The sequence below is a fragment of the Enterobacter sp. MGH 16 genome (assembly GCF_000493175.1).
In the GTDB taxonomy this organism is placed as follows: domain Bacteria; phylum Pseudomonadota; class Gammaproteobacteria; order Enterobacterales; family Enterobacteriaceae; genus Enterobacter; species Enterobacter roggenkampii.
Window position 1 is genome coordinate 3,243,616 of the sequence record NZ_KI535695.1, and the last position, 21,093, is coordinate 3,264,708.

Below are 21,093 nucleotides of genomic sequence, written 5' to 3' on the forward strand. Positions count from 1 at the left end.
AGCGCGTGATGATCCCAGGCGAATACCAGATCCAGCCCGGCACGATTGCGATCAACGTCGGGCGCGAAACCCAAACCGTGATTGTCGAAAATCACGGCGACAGGCCGATCCAGGTCGGATCGCACTATCACTTTTACGAAGTCAACCCGGCGCTGAAGTTTAACCGTGAGGCGACCCGAGGCTACCGGTTAAACATCCCGGCCGGCACCGCCGTGCGCTTTGAGCCCGGCCAGAAGCGGGAAGTGACGCTGGTTCAGGTCTCGGGTGCGCAGCGCATTGTCGGCTTTCGCGGCGAGGTAATGGGCGAGGTGAAACATGGCTGAGATTTCGCGCCAGGCTTACGCCGATATGTTCGGCCCCACCACCGGCGATAAGGTGCGGCTGGCCGACAGCGAGCTGTGGATTGAAGTAGAAGACGATCTCACGATCTACGGCGAAGAGGTCAAGTTCGGCGGCGGGAAGGTGATCCGCGACGGCATGGGTCAGGGGCAGATGACCGCAAACGACTGCGTGGATCTGGTGCTGACCAACGCGCTGATCGTCGATCACTGGGGGATCGTGAAAGCCGATATCGGCGTCAAGAACGGGCGGATCTTTGCCGTCGGTAAAGCCGGGAACCCGGACATCCAGCCCGGCGTGACGATCCCGATTGGCGCGGCGACGGAAGTGATTGCCGCCGAAGGGAAGATCGTCACCGCAGGCGGGATCGACACCCACATCCACTGGATCTGCCCGCAGCAGGCGGAAGAGGCGCTGGTCTCCGGCGTTACCACCATGATCGGCGGCGGCACCGGTCCGGCGGCGGGCACCAACGCCACCACCTGTACGCCGGGGCCGTGGTATATCGCCCGAATGCTGCAGGCTGCCGATAGGCTGCCGGTGAATATTGGCCTGCTCGGCAAGGGGAACGGCTCCAATCCTGCGGCCCTGCGCGAGCAGATTGCCGCGGGCGCCATCGGGCTGAAGATCCACGAAGACTGGGGCGCGACGCCTGCGGCGATCAACTGCTCGCTGGAGGTGGCCGAAGAGATGGACATTCAGGTGGCGCTGCACAGCGACACGCTGAACGAGTCCGGGTTTGTCGAAGATACGCTGGCCGCCATTGGCGGGCGCACCATCCACACCTTCCACACCGAAGGGGCGGGCGGTGGCCACGCGCCGGATATCATCACCGCCTGCGCACACCCGAATATTCTGCCCTCCTCCACCAACCCGACGCTGCCCTACACGGTCAATACCATCGACGAACATCTCGACATGCTGATGGTTTGCCATCACCTCGATCCGGATATCGCCGAGGACGTGGCGTTTGCCGAATCCCGCATTCGTCGGGAGACCATCGCCGCGGAAGACGTGCTGCACGATATCGGCGCGTTCTCGCTCACCTCGTCAGACTCCCAGGCCATGGGCCGCGTCGGGGAAGTGATTATCCGCACCTGGCAGGTCGCGCACCGCATGAAGGTCCAGCGCGGCGCGCTGCCGGAAGAGACCGGCGAAAACGACAATTTCCGCGTCAAGCGCTACGTCGCCAAATACACCATTAACCCGGCGCTGACCCACGGTATCGCCCATGAAGTCGGTTCGATTGAGGCGGGCAAGCTGGCAGATCTGGTGGTCTGGTCCCCGGCGTTCTTCGGCGTCAAGCCCGCCACCATCGTCAAGGGCGGGATGATCGCCTGCGCGCCGATGGGCGACATCAACGCCTCGATCCCCACGCCGCAGCCGGTGCATTACCGCCCGATGTTTGGATCGCTGGGCGCCGCGCGCCACGCTACGCGGCTGACGTTTATCTCGCAGGCCGCCAGTGCGAACGGCATCCCACAGCAGCTCAGTCTGCAGAGCGCCACGGCGGTGGTAAAAGGCTGCCGGACGGTGAAAAAGGCCGACATGATCCATAACGCTCTGCAACCGAACATCACCGTTGATTCGCAAACCTACGAGGTGCGCGTCGACGGCGAACTGATTACCAGCGAACCGGCTGACGTTCTGCCGATGGCGCAACGCTATTTCCTGTTTTGAGGAGTAATGATGATCTATTTAACCCAACGTCTGGACCATGCGCACCCGATCACCGCCAGCGTCACGCTGCCGATTGACGTGCGGGTGAAAAGCCGCGCCCGCGTGGCGCTGAACGACGGGCGCGAAGCCGGGCTGATGCTGCCGCGCGGCCTGCTGCTGCGCGGGGGGGACCTGCTGACCACCGACGACGGCAGTGAGGTGATCGAAGTGATCGCAGCGGCTGAGTCCGTCTCCGTGGTGCGCTGCGCCGACCCGTTCCTGCTGGCCCGCGCCTGCTACCACCTGGGCAACCGCCACGTGCCGCTGCAGGTGATGCCCGGCGAGCTGCGCTATCACCACGATCACGTTCTCGACGATATGCTGCGCCAGTTTGGGCTGGAGGTGACCTACGCCAGCCTGCCGTTTGAACCGGAAGCGGGCGCGTATGCCAGCGATGCCCACAGCCATAGCCACGCTCACGCCCATTCACATTAAGGATCCATCATGCGCAAGTTACTCCCCCTGTTACTGCTGGCTTTTTCCGTTCCCGCGCTCGCGCATCCCGGCCACGGTGCCGACAGCTTTCAGGCTGGTTTTTTCCATCCGCTGACCGGGCTCGATCACCTGCTAATGCTAGCGGGCGCTGGCGTGCTCTCGGCGCTGAGCGGCCGCAAGCTCCTGCTGCCGTTTGCCACCCTCGGGATGATGCTTGTCGGCGCCGTTGCGGGCAGCCTGCTCGGCGGCTTTAGCGGCATGGAGATGCTGATTATCGCCTCGCTGGCGGTCAGCGGCGTGATGATGTTTAAGACTGAAAACCGTCTGCTGCTGGCGGTGCCTGCCCTGGCGATGTTCCACGGCTGGGCGCACGGCGTGGAGATGTCCGGCCATAGCTTCTGGCTGTTCACCAGCGGGTTTATGTTCGCCAGCGCGACGGTGCTGTGCGCCAGTTTCGCCGCAGGCTTGCTGCTGCGCCGTCACGACGGCCTGCGTAAAACCTTCGGCGGCGGGCTGATCGTCTCCGCCCTGCTGGCGCTGATGAGCTGATGGAGCACGCCCGCCAGTGGCTGCGCCTGATGCAGCTCTCCAGCAGCAGCCTGCCGGTCGGATCGTTTACCTGGTCGCAGGGGCTGGAGTGGGCCGTGGAGGCGGGCTGGGTCACGGACGCCGACGCCTTTAAACGCTGGCAGATCCAGCAGATGGAGCAGAGTTTTTTCTGCGTCGATCTGCCGCTGTTTCACCGTCTCTGCCAGGCCTGCAATCGGAACGACCTGGCGACGGCCAGACGCTGGACGGCATACCTGCTCGCCTGTCGGGAAACGCGCGAGCTGCGCGAAGAAGAACGCAACCGCGGAGCGGCCTTTACGCGTCTCATCAAAAGCTGGGAGCCGGACTGCCCGGCAGAATGGCTGGCGCTGTGCAGGCAAAGCCAGCTCTGCGGCATGGCGTGGCTCGGCGTGCGCTGGGGCATTGACGTGCGCGAGCTGGCGCTGAGCCTCGGTTACAGCTGGATTGAGAGCGCGGTCATGGCAGGCGTCAAGCTGGTGCCGTTTGGGCAGCAGGCGGCGCAGCAGCTGATTATCGAGCTGAGCGACCATTTTGCCGCCGGGCTTGAACAGGCCTTTTTACGTCGCGACGACGCGCTGGGGGCAGCAACGCCGCTGTCCGCCATCGCCTCCGCGCGCCACGAAACCCAATATTCACGACTATTCCGTTCCTGAGGAGTCAACATGGCTGATTACAAACATCCCCTGCGCGTGGGCGTGGGTGGCCCGGTAGGGTCGGGCAAAACCGCGCTGCTGGAAGCGCTCTGCAAGGCAATGCGCGACACGTATCACCTGGCGGTGGTGACCAACGACATCTACACCAAAGAGGATCAGCGCATCCTGACCGAGGCGGGCGCGCTGGCGCCGGAGCGCATCGTGGGCGTGGAGACCGGCGGCTGCCCGCATACCGCTATCCGCGAAGACGCCTCGATGAACCTGGCGGCGGTGGAAGCGCTCAGCGAGAAGTTCGGCAATCTGGATCTGATCTTCGTGGAAAGCGGCGGGGACAACCTGAGCGCGACGTTCAGCCCGGAGCTGGCGGATCTGACCATTTACGTGATCGACGTGGCTGAAGGGGAAAAAATTCCGCGCAAGGGCGGGCCGGGGATCACCAAGTCCGATTTTCTGGTGATCAACAAAACCGATCTCGCGCCGTACGTGGGGGCGTCGCTGGAGGTGATGGAGCGCGACACCAACCGCATGCGCGGCGAGCGTCCGTGGACCTTTACCAACCTGAAAGCGGGAGACGGTCTGGGGACGATTATTGCGTTTCTGGAAGAGAAAGGGATGCTGCGGGTGTAGTGCGGGTTATTGCCGGGTGGCGGCTTCGCCTGACCCGGCCTACGGTTTTGTAGGTCCGGTAAGCGCAGCGCCACCGGGCAAAAAAACTCACGCCTCAGGCAGTTCCGCCAGCGGCCAGCGCGGACGCACGGACACGCTCAGGTCAGACGTTGCGCCAGCGTTCAGGCGCACCATACCGGCGTAGGCAATCATCGCCCCGTTATCGGTACAGAATTCGGGACGGGCGTAGAACACTTCCCCACGACGCTTTTGCATCATCTCGGCGAGCTTCGCGCGCAGCGTGCGGTTGGCGCTGACGCCGCCCGCCATCACCAGACGCTTGAAGCCGGTCTGATCCAGCGCGCGCTTGCACTTGATCATCAGCGTATCCACCACCGCATCTTCAAACGCGCGGGCGATATCGGCGCGGGTCTGCTCGCTGTCGTCGTTATTGCGGATCGTGTTGGCCGCGAAGGTTTTCAGCCCGGAGAAGCTGAAGTCCAGCCCCGGACGGTCGGTCATCGGACGCGGGAAGACAAAGCGCCCTTCCGTTCCCTGCGCCGCCATTTTGGACAGCATCGGGCCGCCTGGGTAATCGAGTCCCAGCAGCTTGGCGGTTTTGTCGAACGCTTCACCGGCAGCGTCGTCGATTGACTCGCCCAGCAGCTCGTACTTGCCAATGCCCGTGACGCTAATCAGCTGCGTATGGCCGCCGGAGACCAGCAGCGCCACAAACGGAAATTCAGGCGGATTCTCTTCCAGCATCGGCGCCAGAAGGTGCCCTTCCATATGGTGAACCGGGATGGCTGGCACATCCCACGCGAAGGCCAGCGAACGGCCAACCGTCGCGCCGACCAGCAGCGCGCCGACCAGACCCGGCCCCGCGGTGTAGGCCACGGCATCAATATCGGTTGAACTTAACCCGGCCTCTTTCAGCGCCGCCTGAATCAGGGGAACGGTTTTACGCACGTGGTCACGAGAGGCCAGTTCAGGCACGACGCCGCCGTAGTCAGCGTGCAATTTCACCTGACTATACAGTTGGTTGGCCAGAAGCCCTTTTTCGTCGTCGTAAATGGCGATGCCGGTTTCATCGCAGGATGTTTCAATACCCAGTACACGCATGACTTGTTTTACCTCGTTTCAATACCGCGCAGTGTAGGGTCAATGACCCGACTTGTAAAACTTTGTTCGCCCCTGGAAGAAGGCTCGTGTATACTCCTCACCCTTATTAAAGTCCCTTTCAAAATCGCATCGGTGCTTTACAAAGCAGCAGCATTTGCAGTAAAATTCCGCACCATTTTGAAATAAGCTGGCGTTGATGCCAGCGGCAAACCGAATTTATTAAAGGTGAGAGTTACATGCCGGTAATTAAAGTACGTGAAAACGAGCCGTTCGACGTAGCACTGCGTCGCTTCAAACGTTCATGCGAGAAAGCAGGTGTTCTGGCTGAAGTTCGTCGTCGTGAGTTTTATGAAAAACCAACGACCGAACGTAAGCGCGCTAAAGCTTCCGCTGTGAAACGTCACGCGAAGAAACTGGCTCGCGAAAACGCACGCCGTACTCGTCTGTACTAATTGGTTGAGGGCCTCAGCCCTCAATTGACAGACAGAGTAGTAGTCGTAAGGCCGTGCTTCCGGAAGGAATGCGCGGCTTGTTTTCGTTTATAAGTCGCTTAAATTTTGGGGCATATGGCCGGAAGAATCCCACGCGTTTTCATCAATGACCTGCTCGCCAGAACCGACATCGTCGATCTCATCGACGCGCGGGTAAAGCTGAAGAAGCAGGGCAAGAATTACCATGCGTGCTGTCCGTTCCATAACGAAAAAACCCCCTCCTTCACCGTAAACGGTGAAAAGCAGTTTTACCATTGCTTCGGCTGTGGTGCTCACGGTAATGCCGTCGATTTTTTAATGAACTACGACAAGCTCGAGTTCGTTGAAACCGTCGAAGAGCTGGCGGCAATGCATAACCTTGAAGTGCCGTATGAAGCTGGCAGTGGGCCAAGTCAGATCGAGCGCCATCAACGGCAAACGCTGTATCAACTGATGGATGGCCTGAATTCGTTTTACCAACAGTCTCTTAAGCACTCTGCGGCTGAACCTGCGCGTCAGTATCTGAACAAGCGCGGACTGAGCGACGATGTCATTGCGCGTTTCGCTATTGGCTACGCCCCGCCCGGCTGGGACAACGTGTTAAAGCGTTTTGGCGGCAATAGCGAAGATCGTAAGTCTCTCATCGATGCAGGCATGCTGGTCACCAACGACCAGGGACGAAGCTACGACCGCTTCCGCGAACGGGTAATGTTCCCAATCCGCGACAAGCGAGGCCGGGTAATTGGTTTTGGTGGTCGCGTGCTGGGTGATGCCCTGCCGAAGTACCTCAACTCCCCGGAAACCGATATTTTCCATAAGGGCCGCCAGCTTTACGGCCTTTATGAGGCGCAGCAGGATAACGCGGAACCACCGCGTCTTCTGGTCGTCGAAGGCTATATGGACGTCGTTGCGCTGGCGCAGTACGACATTAACTACGCGGTTGCGTCGTTAGGAACGTCCACGACGGCGGATCACATCCAGCTGCTGTTCCGCGTGACCAACAACGTGATTTGTTGTTACGACGGAGACCGCGCCGGACGCGACGCCGCCTGGCGCGCGCTGGAAACCGCGCTACCCTATATGACCGACGGGCGTCAGTTGCGCTTTATGTTCCTGCCCGACGGTGAAGACCCGGATACGCTGGTGCGTAAAGAGGGCAAAGCGGCGTTTGAAGCGCGGATGGAGCAGGCACAGCCGCTCTCCACGTTTTTGTTTAACAGCCTGATGCCGCAGGTCGATTTGAGTACTCCTGACGGGCGCGCGCAGCTCAGCACGCTGGCGCTGCCGTTAATCAGTCAGGTGCCCGGCGAAACGCTGCGCATCTACCTGCGTCAGGAGCTAGGCAACAAGCTCGGCATTCTGGATGACAGCCAGCTTGAACGTTTAATGCCTAAACAGGCTGAAAACGGTGCGGTTCGCCCCGCGCCTCAGCTAAAACGCACAACCATGCGTATACTGATAGGGTTACTGGTACAAAACCCCGAGCTGGCGCCACAGGTGCCGTCGCTGGCGGGTTTGAACCACGAAAAATTGCCCGGGCTTGCCTTATTTTCAGAACTGGTCAACACCTGTTTGTCTCAGCCAGGTCTGACCACCGGACAACTTTTAGAGCATTATCGAGGCACAAAAGAGGCCGCAACCCTTGAAAAATTGTCGATGTGGGACGATATAGCAGATAAGGACATTGCAGAAAAAACGTTCACCGACTCACTCAACCATATGTTTGATTCGATGCTTGAGCTGCGCCAGGAAGAGTTGATAGCTCGCGAGCGCACACACGGTTTGAGCAGCGAAGAACGCCGGGAGCTCTGGATGATTAACCAGGAACTGGCGAAGAAATAAAGAAATTTAACGGCTTAAGTGCCGAATATCGATCGGGAAGCCCCCGGCAGCCGCACTGAGAGGCAGCGGCAAAAATATAAGTACGCCCTCGCTTTAAAGGTTGGCAGCCCCATCGCCGACACCAATCAAACGAATTAAGTGTGGATACCGTCTTATGGAGCAAAACCCGCAGTCACAGCTGAAACTTCTTGTCCAACGTGGTAAGGAGCAAGGCTATCTGACCTATGCCGAGGTCAATGACCATCTGCCGGAAGATATCGTCGATTCAGATCAAATCGAAGACATCATCCAAATGATCAATGACATGGGCATTCAGGTGATGGAAGAAGCACCGGATGCCGATGATCTGTTGCTGGCTGAAACCTCCAACAACACTGACGAAGATGCGGAAGAAGCTGCTGCACAGGTACTGTCCAGCGTGGAATCTGAAATCGGGCGTACCACTGACCCGGTCCGCATGTACATGCGCGAAATGGGTACCGTTGAACTGTTGACCCGCGAAGGCGAAATTGACATCGCAAAACGCATCGAAGATGGGATCAACCAGGTTCAGTGCTCTGTTGCCGAGTACCCGGAAGCGATCACCTATCTGCTGGAGCAGTACGATCGCGTTGAAGCGGAAGAAGCGCGCCTGTCTGACCTGATCACCGGTTTTGTCGACCCGAACGCTGAAGAAGATATGGCACCTACCGCCACTCACGTCGGTTCTGAACTGTCTCAGGAAGAGATGGATGATGACGAAGACGAAGATGAGGAAGAGAGCGACGACGACAGCGCCGATGATGACAACAGCATCGACCCGGAACTGGCGCGCGAGAAGTTTGCCGAGCTGCGTACTCAGTACGAAGTGACGCGTGACACCATCAAAGCGAAAGGCCGCAGCCACGCAGCCGCTCAGGAAGAGATCCTGAAACTGTCTGAAGTGTTCAAACAGTTCCGCCTGGTGCCAAAACAGTTCGACTACCTGGTGAACAGCATGCGCGTGATGATGGATCGCGTACGTACCCAGGAACGCATCATCATGAAGCTGTGCGTTGAGCAGTGCAAAATGCCGAAGAAGAACTTCATCACCCTCTTCACCGGCAACGAAACCAGCGAAACCTGGTTCAACGCGGCTATCGCGATGAACAAGCCGTGGTCTGAAAAACTGCACGACGTGAAAGAAGACGTGTATCGCGGCCTGCAGAAGCTGCAGCAGATTGAAGAAGAGACCGGCCTGACCATCGAGCAGGTTAAAGATATCAACCGTCGCATGTCCATCGGTGAAGCGAAAGCCCGCCGTGCGAAGAAAGAGATGGTTGAAGCGAACCTGCGTCTGGTTATCTCTATCGCCAAGAAATACACCAACCGTGGTCTGCAGTTCCTGGATCTGATTCAGGAAGGCAACATCGGTCTGATGAAAGCGGTAGACAAGTTTGAATACCGTCGTGGTTACAAGTTCTCCACCTACGCTACCTGGTGGATCCGTCAGGCTATTACCCGCTCTATCGCGGATCAGGCGCGCACCATCCGTATTCCGGTGCATATGATTGAGACCATCAACAAGCTCAACCGTATTTCCCGCCAGATGCTGCAGGAGATGGGTCGCGAGCCGACGCCGGAAGAGCTGGCCGAGCGCATGCTGATGCCGGAAGACAAGATCCGTAAAGTGCTGAAGATTGCCAAAGAGCCAATCTCCATGGAAACACCGATCGGTGATGATGAAGATTCGCATCTGGGTGATTTCATCGAGGATACCACCCTCGAGCTGCCGCTTGACTCTGCCACCACCGAGAGCCTGCGTGCCGCAACGCACGACGTTCTGGCTGGCCTGACCGCCCGTGAAGCGAAAGTGCTGCGTATGCGTTTCGGTATCGATATGAACACCGACCACACGCTGGAAGAAGTGGGTAAACAGTTCGACGTTACCCGCGAACGTATCCGTCAGATCGAAGCGAAGGCGCTGCGTAAGCTGCGTCACCCAAGCCGCTCTGAAGTGCTGCGTAGCTTCCTGGACGACTAACCCAGATAAACAGCAAAAAGCTCCCAATCGGGAGCTTTTTTTTTGTTTATTCCCTCTCCCTGTGGGTGAGGGCATCAGGCCGCAGAGGAGCTAAAGCCCCCGCACCATCAGCGCCTCATCCAGCTCCCTGTAGGCCTCCACCAGCTTGTCCAGCGTCGCCCTGTTGAGCCCGCTCGGGTTCGGCAACACCCACACCTGCGTAACGCCAATCATGATGCTCTGCTTACCCCACTTAGCCCCGCGCTGGCTGAATGCCTTCTCGTAGGCCTGCTTGCCGAGGATCGCCAGTGCGGCCGGCTGGTAGTCTTCAATCTTCTTCACCAGCTCCCGCCCGCCGCTGCGCAGTTCATGCAGGTTGACCTCGCTTGCCTGTACCGTCGGCCGCTCGACCAGCATGGTAATTCCGCAGCGCGTATCCAGCAGGTGCAGCTCCTCTTCGGGCTTGAGTAACCTGTCGGTAAATCCGGCCTGATAGATCACCTTCCAGAAGCGATTGCCCGGATGGGCAAAGTGAAAACCGGTGTGCGCCGAGGACTTGCCCGGGTTGATTCCGCAGAACACCACCCGCAGGCCAGGGGCCAGAATGTCGTTGATCATCTTTACTCCCGCTGATACATCGTTATGGAAGTATAAAGGATTGATAATGCGTTGTTTATAAAAACAGCAGGCAGGTGTGAATGGCTGGATTGCTGCGGGGAGTTACTTTATAATTCACCGCCACGGCCCCTTAGCTCAGTGGTTAGAGCAGGCGACTCATAATCGCTTGGTCGCTGGTTCAAGTCCAGCAGGGGCCACCAAATTTTAGCAGTACATACATATACTTAGGCCACTCACGCGAGTGGCCTTTTTGTTTATTTAAATCCCATGGGCAGCGAAATGGCAGCAGGAGTTCCATAAAAAAACCCGCCAGCAGCGGGCCAGTACGAAAGTTGTTGATGCAACCCCTTCGGATGCAGAGGTTATGATGCGCGGGGGCAACATCCTTGTACTCCAGCGCATTCCTGGACACTCTGATATTAAGGTAACGATGCGCTACGCTTACTTTGCACCTGACCACCTGAACGAAGCGACATTGCTCACCCCACCAACAATTTTATAAAGCATTGTTTTTAGAAGACAATATATGGAATGGGATACATTATTAGTATTGATCTGTGTACTTCTTTGCGGATTGTGGATGATTTTTCATTCAGCAAAAGCTCTTAGAAGTGGGGTCTTCGTCGGTTGGTATAAAGGCACATATGAAAACTACTACATCTACCGATCCGAAACACCTATCTACTTCTACTGGTATAACACTGTGTTTTCGCTGTTCGGCTCCTTTATGATTGGTTTAGCCCTTTACCTATTGAATGGCGATTATCATTTTTTATAGGCATCGTTGGCAGCAAACCTATTCACTATGCTTTCATATTTGACATTATTCGATGCAAAAACCCATTAAAAATAAACTAACTCATTGTTTTATAAATCTTTAAAATGGAGCTCAGTATCGCCAGGTCGCGGGTTCTAGTCCAGCAGGGGATACCAAATTTAAGCTGTAGAATCATATGATTAAGCCACTCGATTGAGTGGCTTTTTTGTTGGCTGAATAACGGGTGCCCCCTTGTTGTCCCCTGAGTTTTCCCCCAAGCATTTGCCAGGTTACACCCCGCCTCTGATTTTTGCTGCACCCTATTCAAGCACATACGGAATCAATCACACATAGTCCGGCCTGCCGCTCACCCTCACAAACCCTAAAAACTAAAGAAATCCCCCATCGCGCCGATCATCATCCGTGTGTATTATTTCCTGTAGCTTTTACAACAACTAACCTTAACTCAAATACTTAAGCGCCAAAGCGAAAGGCATCATGAGCACACCGATCAAACGGCTAGAAATCATTAAAAATGCCATTGAGCTGGAAGATGACGACATCATCCAGAGCCAGCTGACACGCCTGAAAAATGAAGCGTTTGACGATGATCTACAGGCAATCGTCGTGGCGCTTGAGGAGAAGAACTACACCGCGGCCATGGCGGCCATTACCGCCTGGCTGCAGGGCCAGCGCGCCGTGACGCCGTGGCGCGATCCGCAGGTGGCGGCCAGCAAGCTGGAGCTGAAGGCGCTGGAAGAGCGTCTGCGCGATCTGATTGACCGCCGCAACGCGCGGGTGCAGCAGCTTGATGAGTTCAACGATCTCTATTTCTCCCGCCTGGGGCCGCTGATGCAGCAGATCCTCGCCCTGCGTAAAACGCTGGCGGAGCTGAACCTGCGTCGTCAGCAGGCGGAAGCGCGTCGTCGCGAGGAGGATTACCGTCGCTGCCAGCACTATATGGCGCAGGCGGTAGAGGTGCTGGCGACGCTGACCCAGCGCTGGCGCGATCTCCCGGCGGACTCCGTGCAGGCCGCCGAGGCGCGTAAGCATCTGGAGCAGCAAAGCAATCTGATTGCCAACCTGCTGGCCGAAGCGCTGGAGCTGGAGAGCGGCTTAACGCGCGAGGAGGAGCCTGCGCGTCAGGCGCGCGACGAGGCCAACGAAGAGTACGAGAAGTATCGCGAACAGCATCACGATGCCGAAGTGCGGCTGCGCAAAGGTAAGCATCTTTCACAAGAGGACCAGAACGAACTCAAGCGTCTCTGGCGGCAGGCGAGCAAGCTCTGCCACCCGGATCTGGTGGCGGACGATCTGAAAGAAGAAGCCAACAACATGATGGTACAGCTTAACCAGGCGAAGCAGCGCGGGGATGTGAAAGCCATTCGTTCGCTGGTGGCCCGCCTGCAGCAGGGCTTCGAGCCATTGATGGCAAGCGACAGGCTGAACGATCTGGAACGTATCCGCAAAAAAATGGCGCAGGTTCGCGAGCAAATCGACATTTTAGTGAACGAGCTGGCGGAGCTGGAGAAAGAGGAGTCCTGGCTGCTGGTCTCCTCGCTGAGCAATATGGAAGCGTACTTTGCTCAGCAGGAGAAAGCGCTGCACGAGGTCCGCGCCTCGCTCGAACATCAGGTGAGCGAAGCGCAGCTGGATTCGGCAGCCTGATTATTTGGCGTGCCAGTATGCGCTGGCACGCACCAGCTGTGGGTCAATCGCGTCGGTTTCAAACTGACGGCTCAGGCGTTTCACCACCTTCCCTTCCCCGGTCAGCCAGATAAAGTAATCGTCCTCCGGAACGGTCAGCGCCGCCAGATGGTCAGCGACTGCCTGCTCGCTGTGGCCCACCACCCACGTGATATTGAACGCGCTCAGGTCCGCCAGATAGTCCTGGTACGATTCATCCCCAACCGTCACGACCGCGTGTATGTCCGGGCGAACCGGCAGTTGAGCAATGCTCTCTAAGCGTCGGCGCAGCGCGGGCATGCCGGATTCATCGCACACGTAAAGCTGCCAGGCGTAATCCTCCGGCACCACCAGCGAACCGCGCGGGCCGCCAATGGTCAGCGTGTCTCCCGCTTTCGCCTCAACCGCCCAGCTGCTGGCAATGCCGCCGTCATGAATGAAGAAATCGAGCATCAGCTCATGACGGACCTCATCATAGAGCGGCGTATAGTCGCGCGCCTGCGGACGCACGCCGTCACCCCAGTCGATGCCTTCATCGGTGACCACCGGTGGCGTAAACGTTGTCCCGGGTGCCGGGAAAAAGACTTTGGTATGGTCGTCGAAACCGCGGGAGCTAAAGCCCTCCAGCGCCTCGCCGCCTAAAACAATGCGCTGAAAACCCGCGCTGGCGCGCTCAACGCGGAGCACCGTCAGCTCGCGAAAACGCAGGTCATTACGAACACGCTGTGGATAACGAGTAGATGCCATTTTTAGACCCTTTTCTGATGAATACGATATATCTAAATCAATTTTTAAATGATAATGATTACTAATAAGGAAAAATGCAAGATCTTTTAGATTGCATCTGAATATATCTTAGATATAGTTTAGATATATCAAAAAAAAGGGAATACTATGCGACACGAACACGAGGGCGGCGGACGTCGGCCGCGCTTTTTCGGCCACGGCGATTTGCGGCTGGTGATTCTGGATATCCTGACCCGCAACGCGAGCCACGGCTATGAGCTGATTAAAGAGATCGAGAACCTGACCCAGGGGAACTACACCCCGAGCCCGGGCGTCATCTATCCAACCCTGGATTATTTGCAGGATCAGGCTTTTATCACCATTACAGAAGAAGAGAACGGGCGTAAGCGCATTGCGATTACCGCTGAAGGACAACGCTGGCTGGACGAAAACCGGGAACAGCTGGAACAGATCCAGGTGCGTATCAAAGCGCGCAGCGTCGGCTTTCAGCTGCGCAAAAACCCCCAGATGAAGCGGGCGCTGGATAACTTCAAGGCGGTATTAGACCTGAAGGTGAATCAGGGAGAGCTCAGCGACGCGCAGCTTAAGCAGATTATCGGCGTAATCGACCGCGCGGCGCTGGAGATCTCCCAGCTGGATTAAGCCGGTGCGTGCTCGCTCACGCGGAATACGCGTACCAGCTCTTTCAGGTGCATCGCCTGTTCGTTAAGCGATGCCGCCGCCGCGACGGATTCCTCCACCAGCGCGGAGTTTTGCTGGGTAGTGGCATCAATCAGGCCAATCGCGCTGTTGATCTGCGAGATCCCCTCCGTCTGCTCATGGCTGGCCTGACGGATCTCGCGCAGGATCGCATCCATCTCCTCCACGTTGCCAACCATGCCGTTAATCAGCCCACTCGCTTTTTCGACCAGGTTCATCCCGTCCTGGGTCTGGCTGGTGGAGCTCTCAATCAGCTCGCGGATTTCGCTGGCAGACGACGCGCTCTTCTGGGCAAGCTGGCGCACCTCTCCGGCCACTACCGCAAAGCCGCGGCCGTGCTCACCGGCGCGCGCCGCTTCCACCGCCGCGTTCAGCGCCAGAATATTGGTCTGGAAAGCAATAGCGTCGATCAGGTCGATAATGTCGGACATCCGGTTGGAGGTCTCGTTAATCAGGCGCATTTTGCTGGTCACCTGCTTCATCATCTCACCGTTGTTTTTGACCACCGTGGCGGCATCGGCAGAAAGGTTGGTCGCTTCACCGGTATGCGAGGCGGTATTTTTCACCGTGGCGGTGATCTGCTCCATCGAGGCGGCAGTCTGTTCAACGGAGCTGGCCTGCTCTTCCGTGCGTGCGGCCAGATCCTGGTTCCCGGCGACAATCTGCGCGGCAGCGCTGGAGATATTCTCCGAGCCGGTTTGCACCTGCTGCACAATGTCCAGCAGACGCGTCTTCATCTCCATCAGCGCATGCAGCAGCAGGCCCGTTTCGTCTTTGCCGTGCGGCGTGATGCTGCCCGTCAGATCGCCCTCTGAAATCGCTTTTGCGAAATTCACCGCCTCACCGAGCGGGCGGGTGATGGCGCGCACGATAAACCAGCCAATCAGGCTGCCTGCCGCAACGCTAAAGAGCGTGAGCAGGATCAGCAGCAGACGGTTAGACCTGAAATCTCCTTCCACCTGCGTGCCCGCACGCTGCATCTCGCTGTTCTGAATGGCGATCAGCTCCTTCACCTTCGCTTTGTAAGCCTGCTGCACGGCGAGGGTGGTGGTCATCATTTCCTGTATGGCGCCCGCACGGTTGTTGTTCTGCACCGCCTGCAGAATGCGGTAGCGTGAATCCAGGTACTGCTGGCGCACGCTGCGGATATCCGCCAGCACCTGCTGAGACTGTTGATCCTGCAACGCGGTGTTCAGCTCGCCCAGGATCACCGTGATATGCTCGCTGATCTCTTTCAGGCGCTGCTGAGATTGCCCCGTGTAGGTACCCTGCTCGTCCAGCAGCATCAGCTGTTGAGTGCTAATAAATTCCTGGAAGTTATCAATTAACTGGTTCGCTTTTACCGTGGTCGGATAGTCATGGGTAACAATGGACTGCATCCCATTATTTGCCCGGTTCAGGCTCAGCAAAGACACACTTGCGCTGATCGCCATCAGGACAATAAAGAACCCAAACGCCAGAAATAATTTCGTGCCGATCTTTACGTCATGAAAGAACATATTTTCTCCATCGATGTGATTATTTCTCAGACGATCGCTGTTATCGGTAACGATTTCGCTAACTTTATGAGTTTGATCGTTTTTTTATTTCATAATCCTCACAATACATAGGTGCAGGCTATTAATATGGCCTCATCGATCGTTACCAGACCGCCAAACGGGGTATTTTCGAAATAGCATTCTGAAGAACTGACTTAGGCAGGAATAAATAACTGAGGCACTTTCTTTAGTTATTTAATATTAAATTAACAACAAACCCCATTAATAGTCACAATCAGAAAAATAAAAAGCCGTTTATTCCCTACGGTATAAACGGCTTTTTTGGAACATGACTGACTCAATGGAGCACGGTCACCGCATCCTTAAGGCGTCCGGCGCGGTGCTTCACCATGGCAGAAATGTGCGCGCTCTCCTCGACCAGATCGGCGTTTTTCTGCGTGATGCTGTCGAGTTCAGCTACCGCACGGGTTAGCTCTGATAAGCCGGTTGCCTGCTCGGAGGTCGCGTGGCTGATCTGGGCGATAAGCTGGGTCACGTTTTTCACCTGCACAACGATATCATCCATCGTACGGCCCGCGGCGTGAACCTGCTCAGAGCCGGACTGCACCTTGCTGGCACTGGCATCAATGAGTTTACGAATATCGTTAGCCGCACTGGCACTGCGGCTGGCGAGATGACGGACTTCGCCCGCGACCACGGCAAACCCTTTGCCCTGCTCCCCTGCCCTTGCCGCTTCAACCGCCGCGTTCAGCGCCAGAATATTGGTCTGGAACGCGATATCGTTAATCAGAGAGGTAATCGAGCCAATGCGCTGCGTGCTGTCGGCAATGTCATCCATCGTTTTAACGACGGTTTGCATCGCGTTGCCCCCTTTCGTCGCCGCGCTGCTGGCGGCCACGGAGAGTTTGTCCACCTCGGCGGCGGTCTCGGAGTTACTCTGCACGGACGCGGCCATCTGGTTCATTGTCGCGACGGTCTGCTGCACGTTCGCGACGGTCTGACGGGTCCGATCGTTCAAATCTTCATTCCCCTGCGCCAGCCTGTCGCTGCCGTCACGGACGCTCACTACCTGGCTCGACACGTCATTGATCAACCAGCGGCACATCAGGCCAAGCTGTCCTACCGCGCGCAGCGTCAGGCCCAGCTCATCGCTGCGGTTAAGATGCTGCACGCTGTTGCGCTCGCCGGTGGCGACCTTCAGCGCCTGTCGCGCCACATTCTCTATCGGGCGGACAATCTGTTGCTCAAACAGCAGCGTTCCCATCAGCATCACCACCGCAGCGGCGGCAAGCGGTAACCAGCCTGCGGAGGTGGCGGCCAGCGTGGCGGCGAGTCCGGCAAAGAGCACCGCCATCACGCTGCGCACGCGCCAGCGCAGCGGCATGGCCGGGAGTTTACCCAGCCAGCCCTTTCCCACCACCAGCCCTTTGTGAATACGTTTTTTACAGCGCCCGTCGTTCAGCGCCCGGTAGAGCGGCTCCACGGCGGCGATCTCTTCCGCTGTGGCTCTGGTGCGAATCGACATATAGCCCGTCACCTGCCCGCGGCGCACCATCGGCACCGCGTTAGCACGCACCCAGTAGTGGTCACCGTTTTTGCGCCGGTTTTTGACAATCCCGCTCCACGGCTCGCCCTGCTGCAGCGTGTACCACATATCGGCAAACGCAGCTTTTGGCATATCGGGATGGCGCACCATATTGTGCGGCTGGCCCGTCAGCTCATCGAGCTGATAGCCGCTCACCTGCACAAAGGTGTCGTTGGCGTGGGTGATGTAGCTGTGGACGTCTGTGGTAGACATTAAGGTGGTGTCATCGTCCAGAGGATATTCATTCTGGGTGACATAGGTTGGAGAGGACATCGTGAGCATCCCTTGCAGGTTATTTGAATGTTAATTTTGTGGGTCAATGTTTTTTCGGCGGTAAACAATTTATCTTTAGTTGTTAAACTTGATGAAGATCGCAGATTTGACTTAAACCATACTTTTTGTACGATATTTTAATTCATTGATTTCAAATACTTTCGCGAAGAAATTACCGACAAAGTATGACCTGTTAATGCCCGCTTAAGTTGCAGCGTATGCACCTCTTTAGTGCAGCGACACTCTTCCCCCCTTTCTTTATACTTGCTGCCCCGTACCGCTAAATCCCGTTTGGCTTCCTTCGGCATGATTAAATATTGTGCAACATTATTTTAACCTGGCGTTTATCCCGATTTTCGTTAAGGCCTCTGAAGTGGCGTAATCCCTGCAATACTTAAACCAGTATCATGTGATACGCGATCCCCGGGAGCACATTTTGAACAGGTTACCTTCCAGCGCCTCGGCTCTTGCCTGTACCGCGCACGCACTGAATCTCATTGAGAAGCGAACGCTTGATCATGAGGAGATGAAACAACTTAACCGTGAGGTCATCGATTACTTTAAAGAGCACGTCAATCCAGGGTTTCTGGAGTATCGCAAATCTGTTACCGCCGGCGGGGATTACGGAGCCGTAGAGTGGCAAGCGGGAAGTCTCAACACGCTTGTCGACACCCAGGGACAGGAGTTTATCGATTGCCTGGGAGGTTTTGGAATTTTCAACGTGGGGCACCGTAATCCAGTTGTGGTTTCCGCCGTACAGAATCAACTTGCGAAACAACCTCTCCATAGCCAGGAACTGCTCGACCCGCTTCGCGCCATGCTCGCGAAAACGCTGGCGGCCTTAACGCCCGGCAAACTGAAATACAGCTTCTTCAGCAACAGCGGCACAGAATCGGTCGAAGCGGCGATTAAGCTCGCCAAAGCGTACCAGTCGCCGCGCGGGAAATTTACCTTTATCGCCACCAGCGGCGCGTTCCACGGTAAATCCCTCGGCGCACTGTCGGCGACCGCTAAATCCACTTTCCGCAAACCGTTTATGCCGCTGCTGCCGGGCTTCCGCCACGTGCCGTTCGGCGACATTAACGCCATGCGCACCGTGCTGAGCGAATGCCGTAAAACCGGCGATGACGTGGCGGCGGTGATCCTGGAGCCCATTCAGGGTGAAGGCGGCGTCATCCTCCCTCCGCAGGGCTATCTGCCTGCCGTGCGTCAGCTGTGCGACGAGTTTGGCGCGCTGCTGATCCTCGACGAAGTCCAGACCGGCATGGGGCGTACCGGCAAGATGTTCGCCTGCGAGCACGAAAACGTGCAGCCGGACATTCTGTGCCTGGCGAAAGCGCTCGGCGGCGGCGTGATGCCGATTGGCGCGACGGTCGCCACCGAAGAAGTCTTCTCGGTGCTGTTCGACAATCCGTTCCTGCATACCACCACCTTTGGCGGTAACCCGCTGGCCTGTGCGGCGGCGCTGGCGACCATCAACGTGCTGCTGGAGCAAAACCTGCCTGCGCAGGCGGAGCAAAAAGGCGACATGCTGCTGGACGGCTTCCGCCAGCTGGGCCGGGAATACCCTGACCTTGTGCAGGAGGCGCGCGGCAAAGGGATGCTGATGGCGATTGAGTTCGTTGATAACGAAATCGGCTACAGCTTCGCGAGCGAGATGTTCAGGCAGCGTGTGCTGGTGGCCGGGACGCTTAATAACGCAAAAACCATTCGTATTGAACCGCCGCTTACGCTGACCATTGAGCAGTGTGAGCAGGTGCTAAAAGCGGCACGTAAAGCGCTGGCAGCACTCAGTGTGCGCGTAGAAGAGATCTGATCAATCCCCCCTCTTAACCGAGGGGGATTTCATTTTTCTGGTATAAATATTACAAATTGAAATAATAGTATTATATTTCAGACATACATTTATACTTTTAAAATTATAAAGTTCCTTTTCTCTTACATGATTTTTTTTGCAACCAAACCGATATCCATACACCACCTTTATCTATTTGACCGAAAACAGGGCGCCCATTGTTAAAATCCGGTAAAAACACCACTACTTACATCATTTAAAAATATTAATTAATTCTAATATTATACCTAAAAAAAACTAACGGCATATTATACCACCATACATTGAAATAATATTTCACGGCTCCTAGAATACCTGCCGCGGAACATCATAAACATGATGAAAAGAGCTTTTCAATAAGCCCGTCCATTATGCGAAATGCATATTCTAAATAACGGAACTTGTTAAACGTTATTCAAGTTCACGCTGTGAAAGCATATAGCTTTTACTCAATTTCAATTTGACAGAAAGATGTTTATTTAAAAGGATTTGTATGAAAAAGCACGTTTTAGCAATGGTCATTGCAACGGCAATGGTAAGTGGCGTAGCGATGAACGCACAGGCAGACACCGTCACGGTTTCTGGCGGTACGGTTAACTTCGTTGGCCAGGTTGTTAATGCTGCATGTTCGGTCGCAGCTGACTCCGTAGATCAGACTGTAACGCTGAGCCAGGTTCGTACTGTGAAATTGACGACAAAAGGAATGCAGGCGAACCAGAAAGAAGATTTCAAAATCGTTCTGGAAGATTGTGACACCACGGTAAGCCAGAACGCCGCTGTGATTTTCAACGGTCAGCAAGACGCAGCACTGGCAGGTTCACTGGCTAACACAGCGGGAGCTGGCTCAGCAACTAACGTCGCACTGCAACTGTTCGGACCGGATGGTAACGTACTCAATATCGGTGATACCTCCTCCAACGTGAAGCTGATCAATGGCGAGAACACCATCCCGCTGAGCGTTGACTACATCGCTACCGGTGCGGCCACGCCGGGTAACGTATCCTCGACTGCAACATTCCAGATGGTTTACTCCTGATTCGTTAGCAGCAGTAACACCCTCGGAATCTGATTCGGGGGTGTTTTGCCGATCCATCGAAACGGAGTCACTATGCGACAGGTCACCAGGCAATCAGTGCTGTTTTTCAGCGTATTGCTGTGCGTTGCACTGCCCGCCTCGGCAATTGACGACGGAAGCGTGCATTTTCAGGGGCAAGTCGTCAACACCGGCTGTTCCGTCAGTGCAGAAAGTCAGGACCAGATTGTGCGTATGGGCCAAATACGCAATAACGAATTTGCCGCAACGGGCGATTGGGCAGCACCAACAGCCTTTCAGATAACGCTAGAAGACTGCGATACCAGCGTCAGTCAACGTGCGGGCGTACTGTTCAGCGGCGAGTCCGATGCAAAAGACCCGCAAATTTTTCGCGCAGGTTATGGCGCAGGCGCAGCGCAGGGGATTGGTGTGGGAATATTTGACGCAACCGGCCATCTACTTATTCCGGATACAGCCCCGCCCTGGTACGCCCCCTTGCAGAACGGCGCCAATGTTCTGCGTTTTATGGCGAAATACCGCTCCACACAACCGCACGTTCAGGCTGGTACGGCCGACGCCCAGGTATGGTTTAACGTCGTCTACCAGTAAAACACTCAGAGGCCCG

At 56.3% G+C, this 21,093-nt stretch carries 20 protein-coding genes, 1 tRNA gene and 1 pseudogene; 17 read left to right on the forward strand and 5 right to left on the reverse strand.

Annotated features, from left to right (window positions below):
- Positions 1–8: 8 nt before the first annotated feature.
- Genes L362_RS07675 through ureG form a run of 6 tightly spaced genes read left to right on the forward strand, consistent with a single transcriptional unit; the run spans position 9 to position 4,343 of the window.
- Positions 9–323: an urease subunit beta gene (locus tag L362_RS07675; RefSeq protein ID WP_023344941.1), complete on the forward strand. Its 315-nt coding sequence runs from the start codon at positions 9–11 to the stop codon at positions 321–323.
- The gene (ureC, locus tag L362_RS07670; protein ID WP_023344942.1) at positions 316–2,019 is read left to right on the forward strand and encodes an urease subunit alpha; all 1,704 of its coding nucleotides are present in this window, start codon (positions 316–318) and stop codon (positions 2,017–2,019) included. Before L362_RS07675 ends, ureC begins: the two co-directional genes overlap by 8 nt.
- Before the next feature lie 9 nt (positions 2,020–2,028).
- Entirely contained in the window at positions 2,029–2,493 is a 465-nt protein-coding gene (gene ureE / locus L362_RS07665; RefSeq protein WP_023344943.1) for an urease accessory protein UreE, read from the forward strand.
- Positions 2,494–2,502: 9 nt separating this feature from the next.
- On the forward strand, positions 2,503–3,042 hold the full coding sequence (locus L362_RS07660; protein WP_023326096.1) for a HupE/UreJ family protein: 540 nt from the start codon (positions 2,503–2,505) through the stop codon (positions 3,040–3,042).
- On the forward strand, positions 3,042–3,716 hold the full coding sequence (locus L362_RS07655) for an urease accessory protein UreF (RefSeq protein ID WP_023344944.1): 675 nt from the start codon (positions 3,042–3,044) through the stop codon (positions 3,714–3,716). Before L362_RS07660 ends, L362_RS07655 begins: the two co-directional genes overlap by 1 nt.
- Positions 3,717–3,725: 9 nt before the next feature.
- On the forward strand, positions 3,726–4,343 hold the full coding sequence (gene ureG, locus L362_RS07650; protein ID WP_008503187.1) for an urease accessory protein UreG: 618 nt from the start codon (positions 3,726–3,728) through the stop codon (positions 4,341–4,343).
- A gap of 87 nt (positions 4,344–4,430) precedes the next feature.
- On the opposite strand, the gene tsaD is transcribed toward ureG, so the two are convergent.
- A complete protein-coding gene (gene tsaD, locus L362_RS07645) occupies positions 4,431–5,444 on the reverse strand; it encodes a tRNA (adenosine(37)-N6)-threonylcarbamoyltransferase complex transferase subunit TsaD (protein ID WP_008503186.1) in 1,014 nt (337 codons plus the stop codon).
- A gap of 236 nt (positions 5,445–5,680) precedes the next feature.
- Here tsaD and rpsU point away from each other — a divergent pair, with 236 nt between their 5' ends.
- The 3 genes from rpsU to rpoD all read left to right on the forward strand — a co-directional run bounded on the left by rpsU (position 5,681) and on the right by rpoD (position 9,758).
- On the forward strand, positions 5,681–5,896 hold the full coding sequence (rpsU, locus tag L362_RS07640) for a 30S ribosomal protein S21 (protein ID WP_001144069.1): 216 nt from the start codon (positions 5,681–5,683) through the stop codon (positions 5,894–5,896).
- 114 nt (positions 5,897–6,010) lie between these two features.
- Positions 6,011–7,756 (forward strand): DNA primase, encoded by a 1,746-nt coding sequence (gene dnaG / locus L362_RS07635; RefSeq protein WP_023326098.1) that lies wholly within the window; start codon positions 6,011–6,013, stop codon positions 7,754–7,756.
- A gap of 154 nt (positions 7,757–7,910) precedes the next feature.
- On the forward strand, positions 7,911–9,758 hold the full coding sequence (gene rpoD / locus L362_RS07630) for an RNA polymerase sigma factor RpoD (protein WP_008503184.1): 1,848 nt from the start codon (positions 7,911–7,913) through the stop codon (positions 9,756–9,758).
- 90 nt (positions 9,759–9,848) lie between these two features.
- Here rpoD and mug read toward each other — a convergent pair whose 3' ends face one another.
- Positions 9,849–10,355 carry a G/U mismatch-specific DNA glycosylase gene (gene mug, locus L362_RS07625; RefSeq protein WP_023326099.1) on the reverse strand — a complete coding sequence of 169 codons (507 nt, stop codon included), beginning with the start codon at positions 10,353–10,355 and terminating at the stop codon, positions 9,849–9,851.
- A gap of 124 nt (positions 10,356–10,479) precedes the next feature.
- Between mug and L362_RS07620 the strand changes: the two genes are divergently transcribed.
- The 4 genes and pseudogenes from L362_RS07620 (at position 10,480) to L362_RS07615 (ending at position 12,780) form a co-directional block, all read left to right on the forward strand.
- Positions 10,480–10,555: transfer RNA gene (locus L362_RS07620), tRNA-Ile, on the forward strand.
- A gap of 164 nt (positions 10,556–10,719) precedes the next feature.
- Positions 10,720–10,857, forward strand: a pseudogene (locus tag L362_RS24980) (site-specific integrase); the annotation flags it as partial.
- A 24-nt stretch (positions 10,858–10,881) separates the two neighbouring features.
- Positions 10,882–11,133: a DUF2542 family protein gene (locus tag L362_RS25125; protein WP_110915166.1), complete on the forward strand. Its 252-nt coding sequence runs from the start codon at positions 10,882–10,884 to the stop codon at positions 11,131–11,133.
- 477 nt (positions 11,134–11,610) lie between these two features.
- A complete protein-coding gene (locus tag L362_RS07615) occupies positions 11,611–12,780 on the forward strand; it encodes a coiled-coil domain-containing protein (protein WP_023326128.1) in 1,170 nt (389 codons plus the stop codon).
- Here L362_RS07615 and L362_RS07610 read toward each other — a convergent pair whose 3' ends face one another.
- Positions 12,781–13,545: a siderophore-interacting protein gene (locus tag L362_RS07610; protein ID WP_023326129.1), complete on the reverse strand. Its 765-nt coding sequence runs from the start codon at positions 13,543–13,545 to the stop codon at positions 12,781–12,783. It lies immediately after the preceding gene.
- Positions 13,546–13,692: 147 nt separating this feature from the next.
- Between L362_RS07610 and L362_RS07605 the strand changes: the two genes are divergently transcribed.
- Positions 13,693–14,187: a PadR family transcriptional regulator gene (locus L362_RS07605; RefSeq protein ID WP_008503175.1), complete on the forward strand. Its 495-nt coding sequence runs from the start codon at positions 13,693–13,695 to the stop codon at positions 14,185–14,187.
- On the opposite strand, the gene L362_RS07600 is transcribed toward L362_RS07605, so the two are convergent.
- Positions 14,184–15,743, reverse strand: a complete 1,560-nt coding sequence (locus L362_RS07600; RefSeq protein ID WP_023344945.1) for a methyl-accepting chemotaxis protein — start codon at positions 15,741–15,743, stop codon at positions 14,184–14,186. The genes L362_RS07605 and L362_RS07600 overlap by 4 nt on opposite strands.
- Positions 15,744–16,080: 337 nt before the next feature.
- Entirely contained in the window at positions 16,081–17,601 is a 1,521-nt protein-coding gene (locus tag L362_RS07595; RefSeq protein WP_008503173.1) for a methyl-accepting chemotaxis protein, read from the reverse strand.
- Between the two features lie 436 nt (positions 17,602–18,037).
- Here L362_RS07595 and ygjG point away from each other — a divergent pair, with 436 nt between their 5' ends.
- The 3 genes from ygjG (at position 18,038) to L362_RS07580 (ending at position 21,077) form a co-directional block, all read left to right on the forward strand.
- Positions 18,038–19,417: a putrescine aminotransferase gene (gene ygjG, locus L362_RS07590; RefSeq protein ID WP_023344946.1), complete on the forward strand. Its 1,380-nt coding sequence runs from the start codon at positions 18,038–18,040 to the stop codon at positions 19,415–19,417.
- Between the two features lie 511 nt (positions 19,418–19,928).
- The gene (locus L362_RS07585) at positions 19,929–20,471 is read left to right on the forward strand and encodes a fimbrial protein BcfA (RefSeq protein WP_008503171.1); all 543 of its coding nucleotides are present in this window, start codon (positions 19,929–19,931) and stop codon (positions 20,469–20,471) included.
- A gap of 72 nt (positions 20,472–20,543) precedes the next feature.
- Complete coding sequence (locus L362_RS07580; RefSeq protein WP_021242352.1) at positions 20,544–21,077, forward strand: fimbrial protein; 534 nt, start codon at positions 20,544–20,546, stop codon at positions 21,075–21,077.
- The last annotated feature ends 16 nt before the right edge of the window (positions 21,078–21,093 follow it).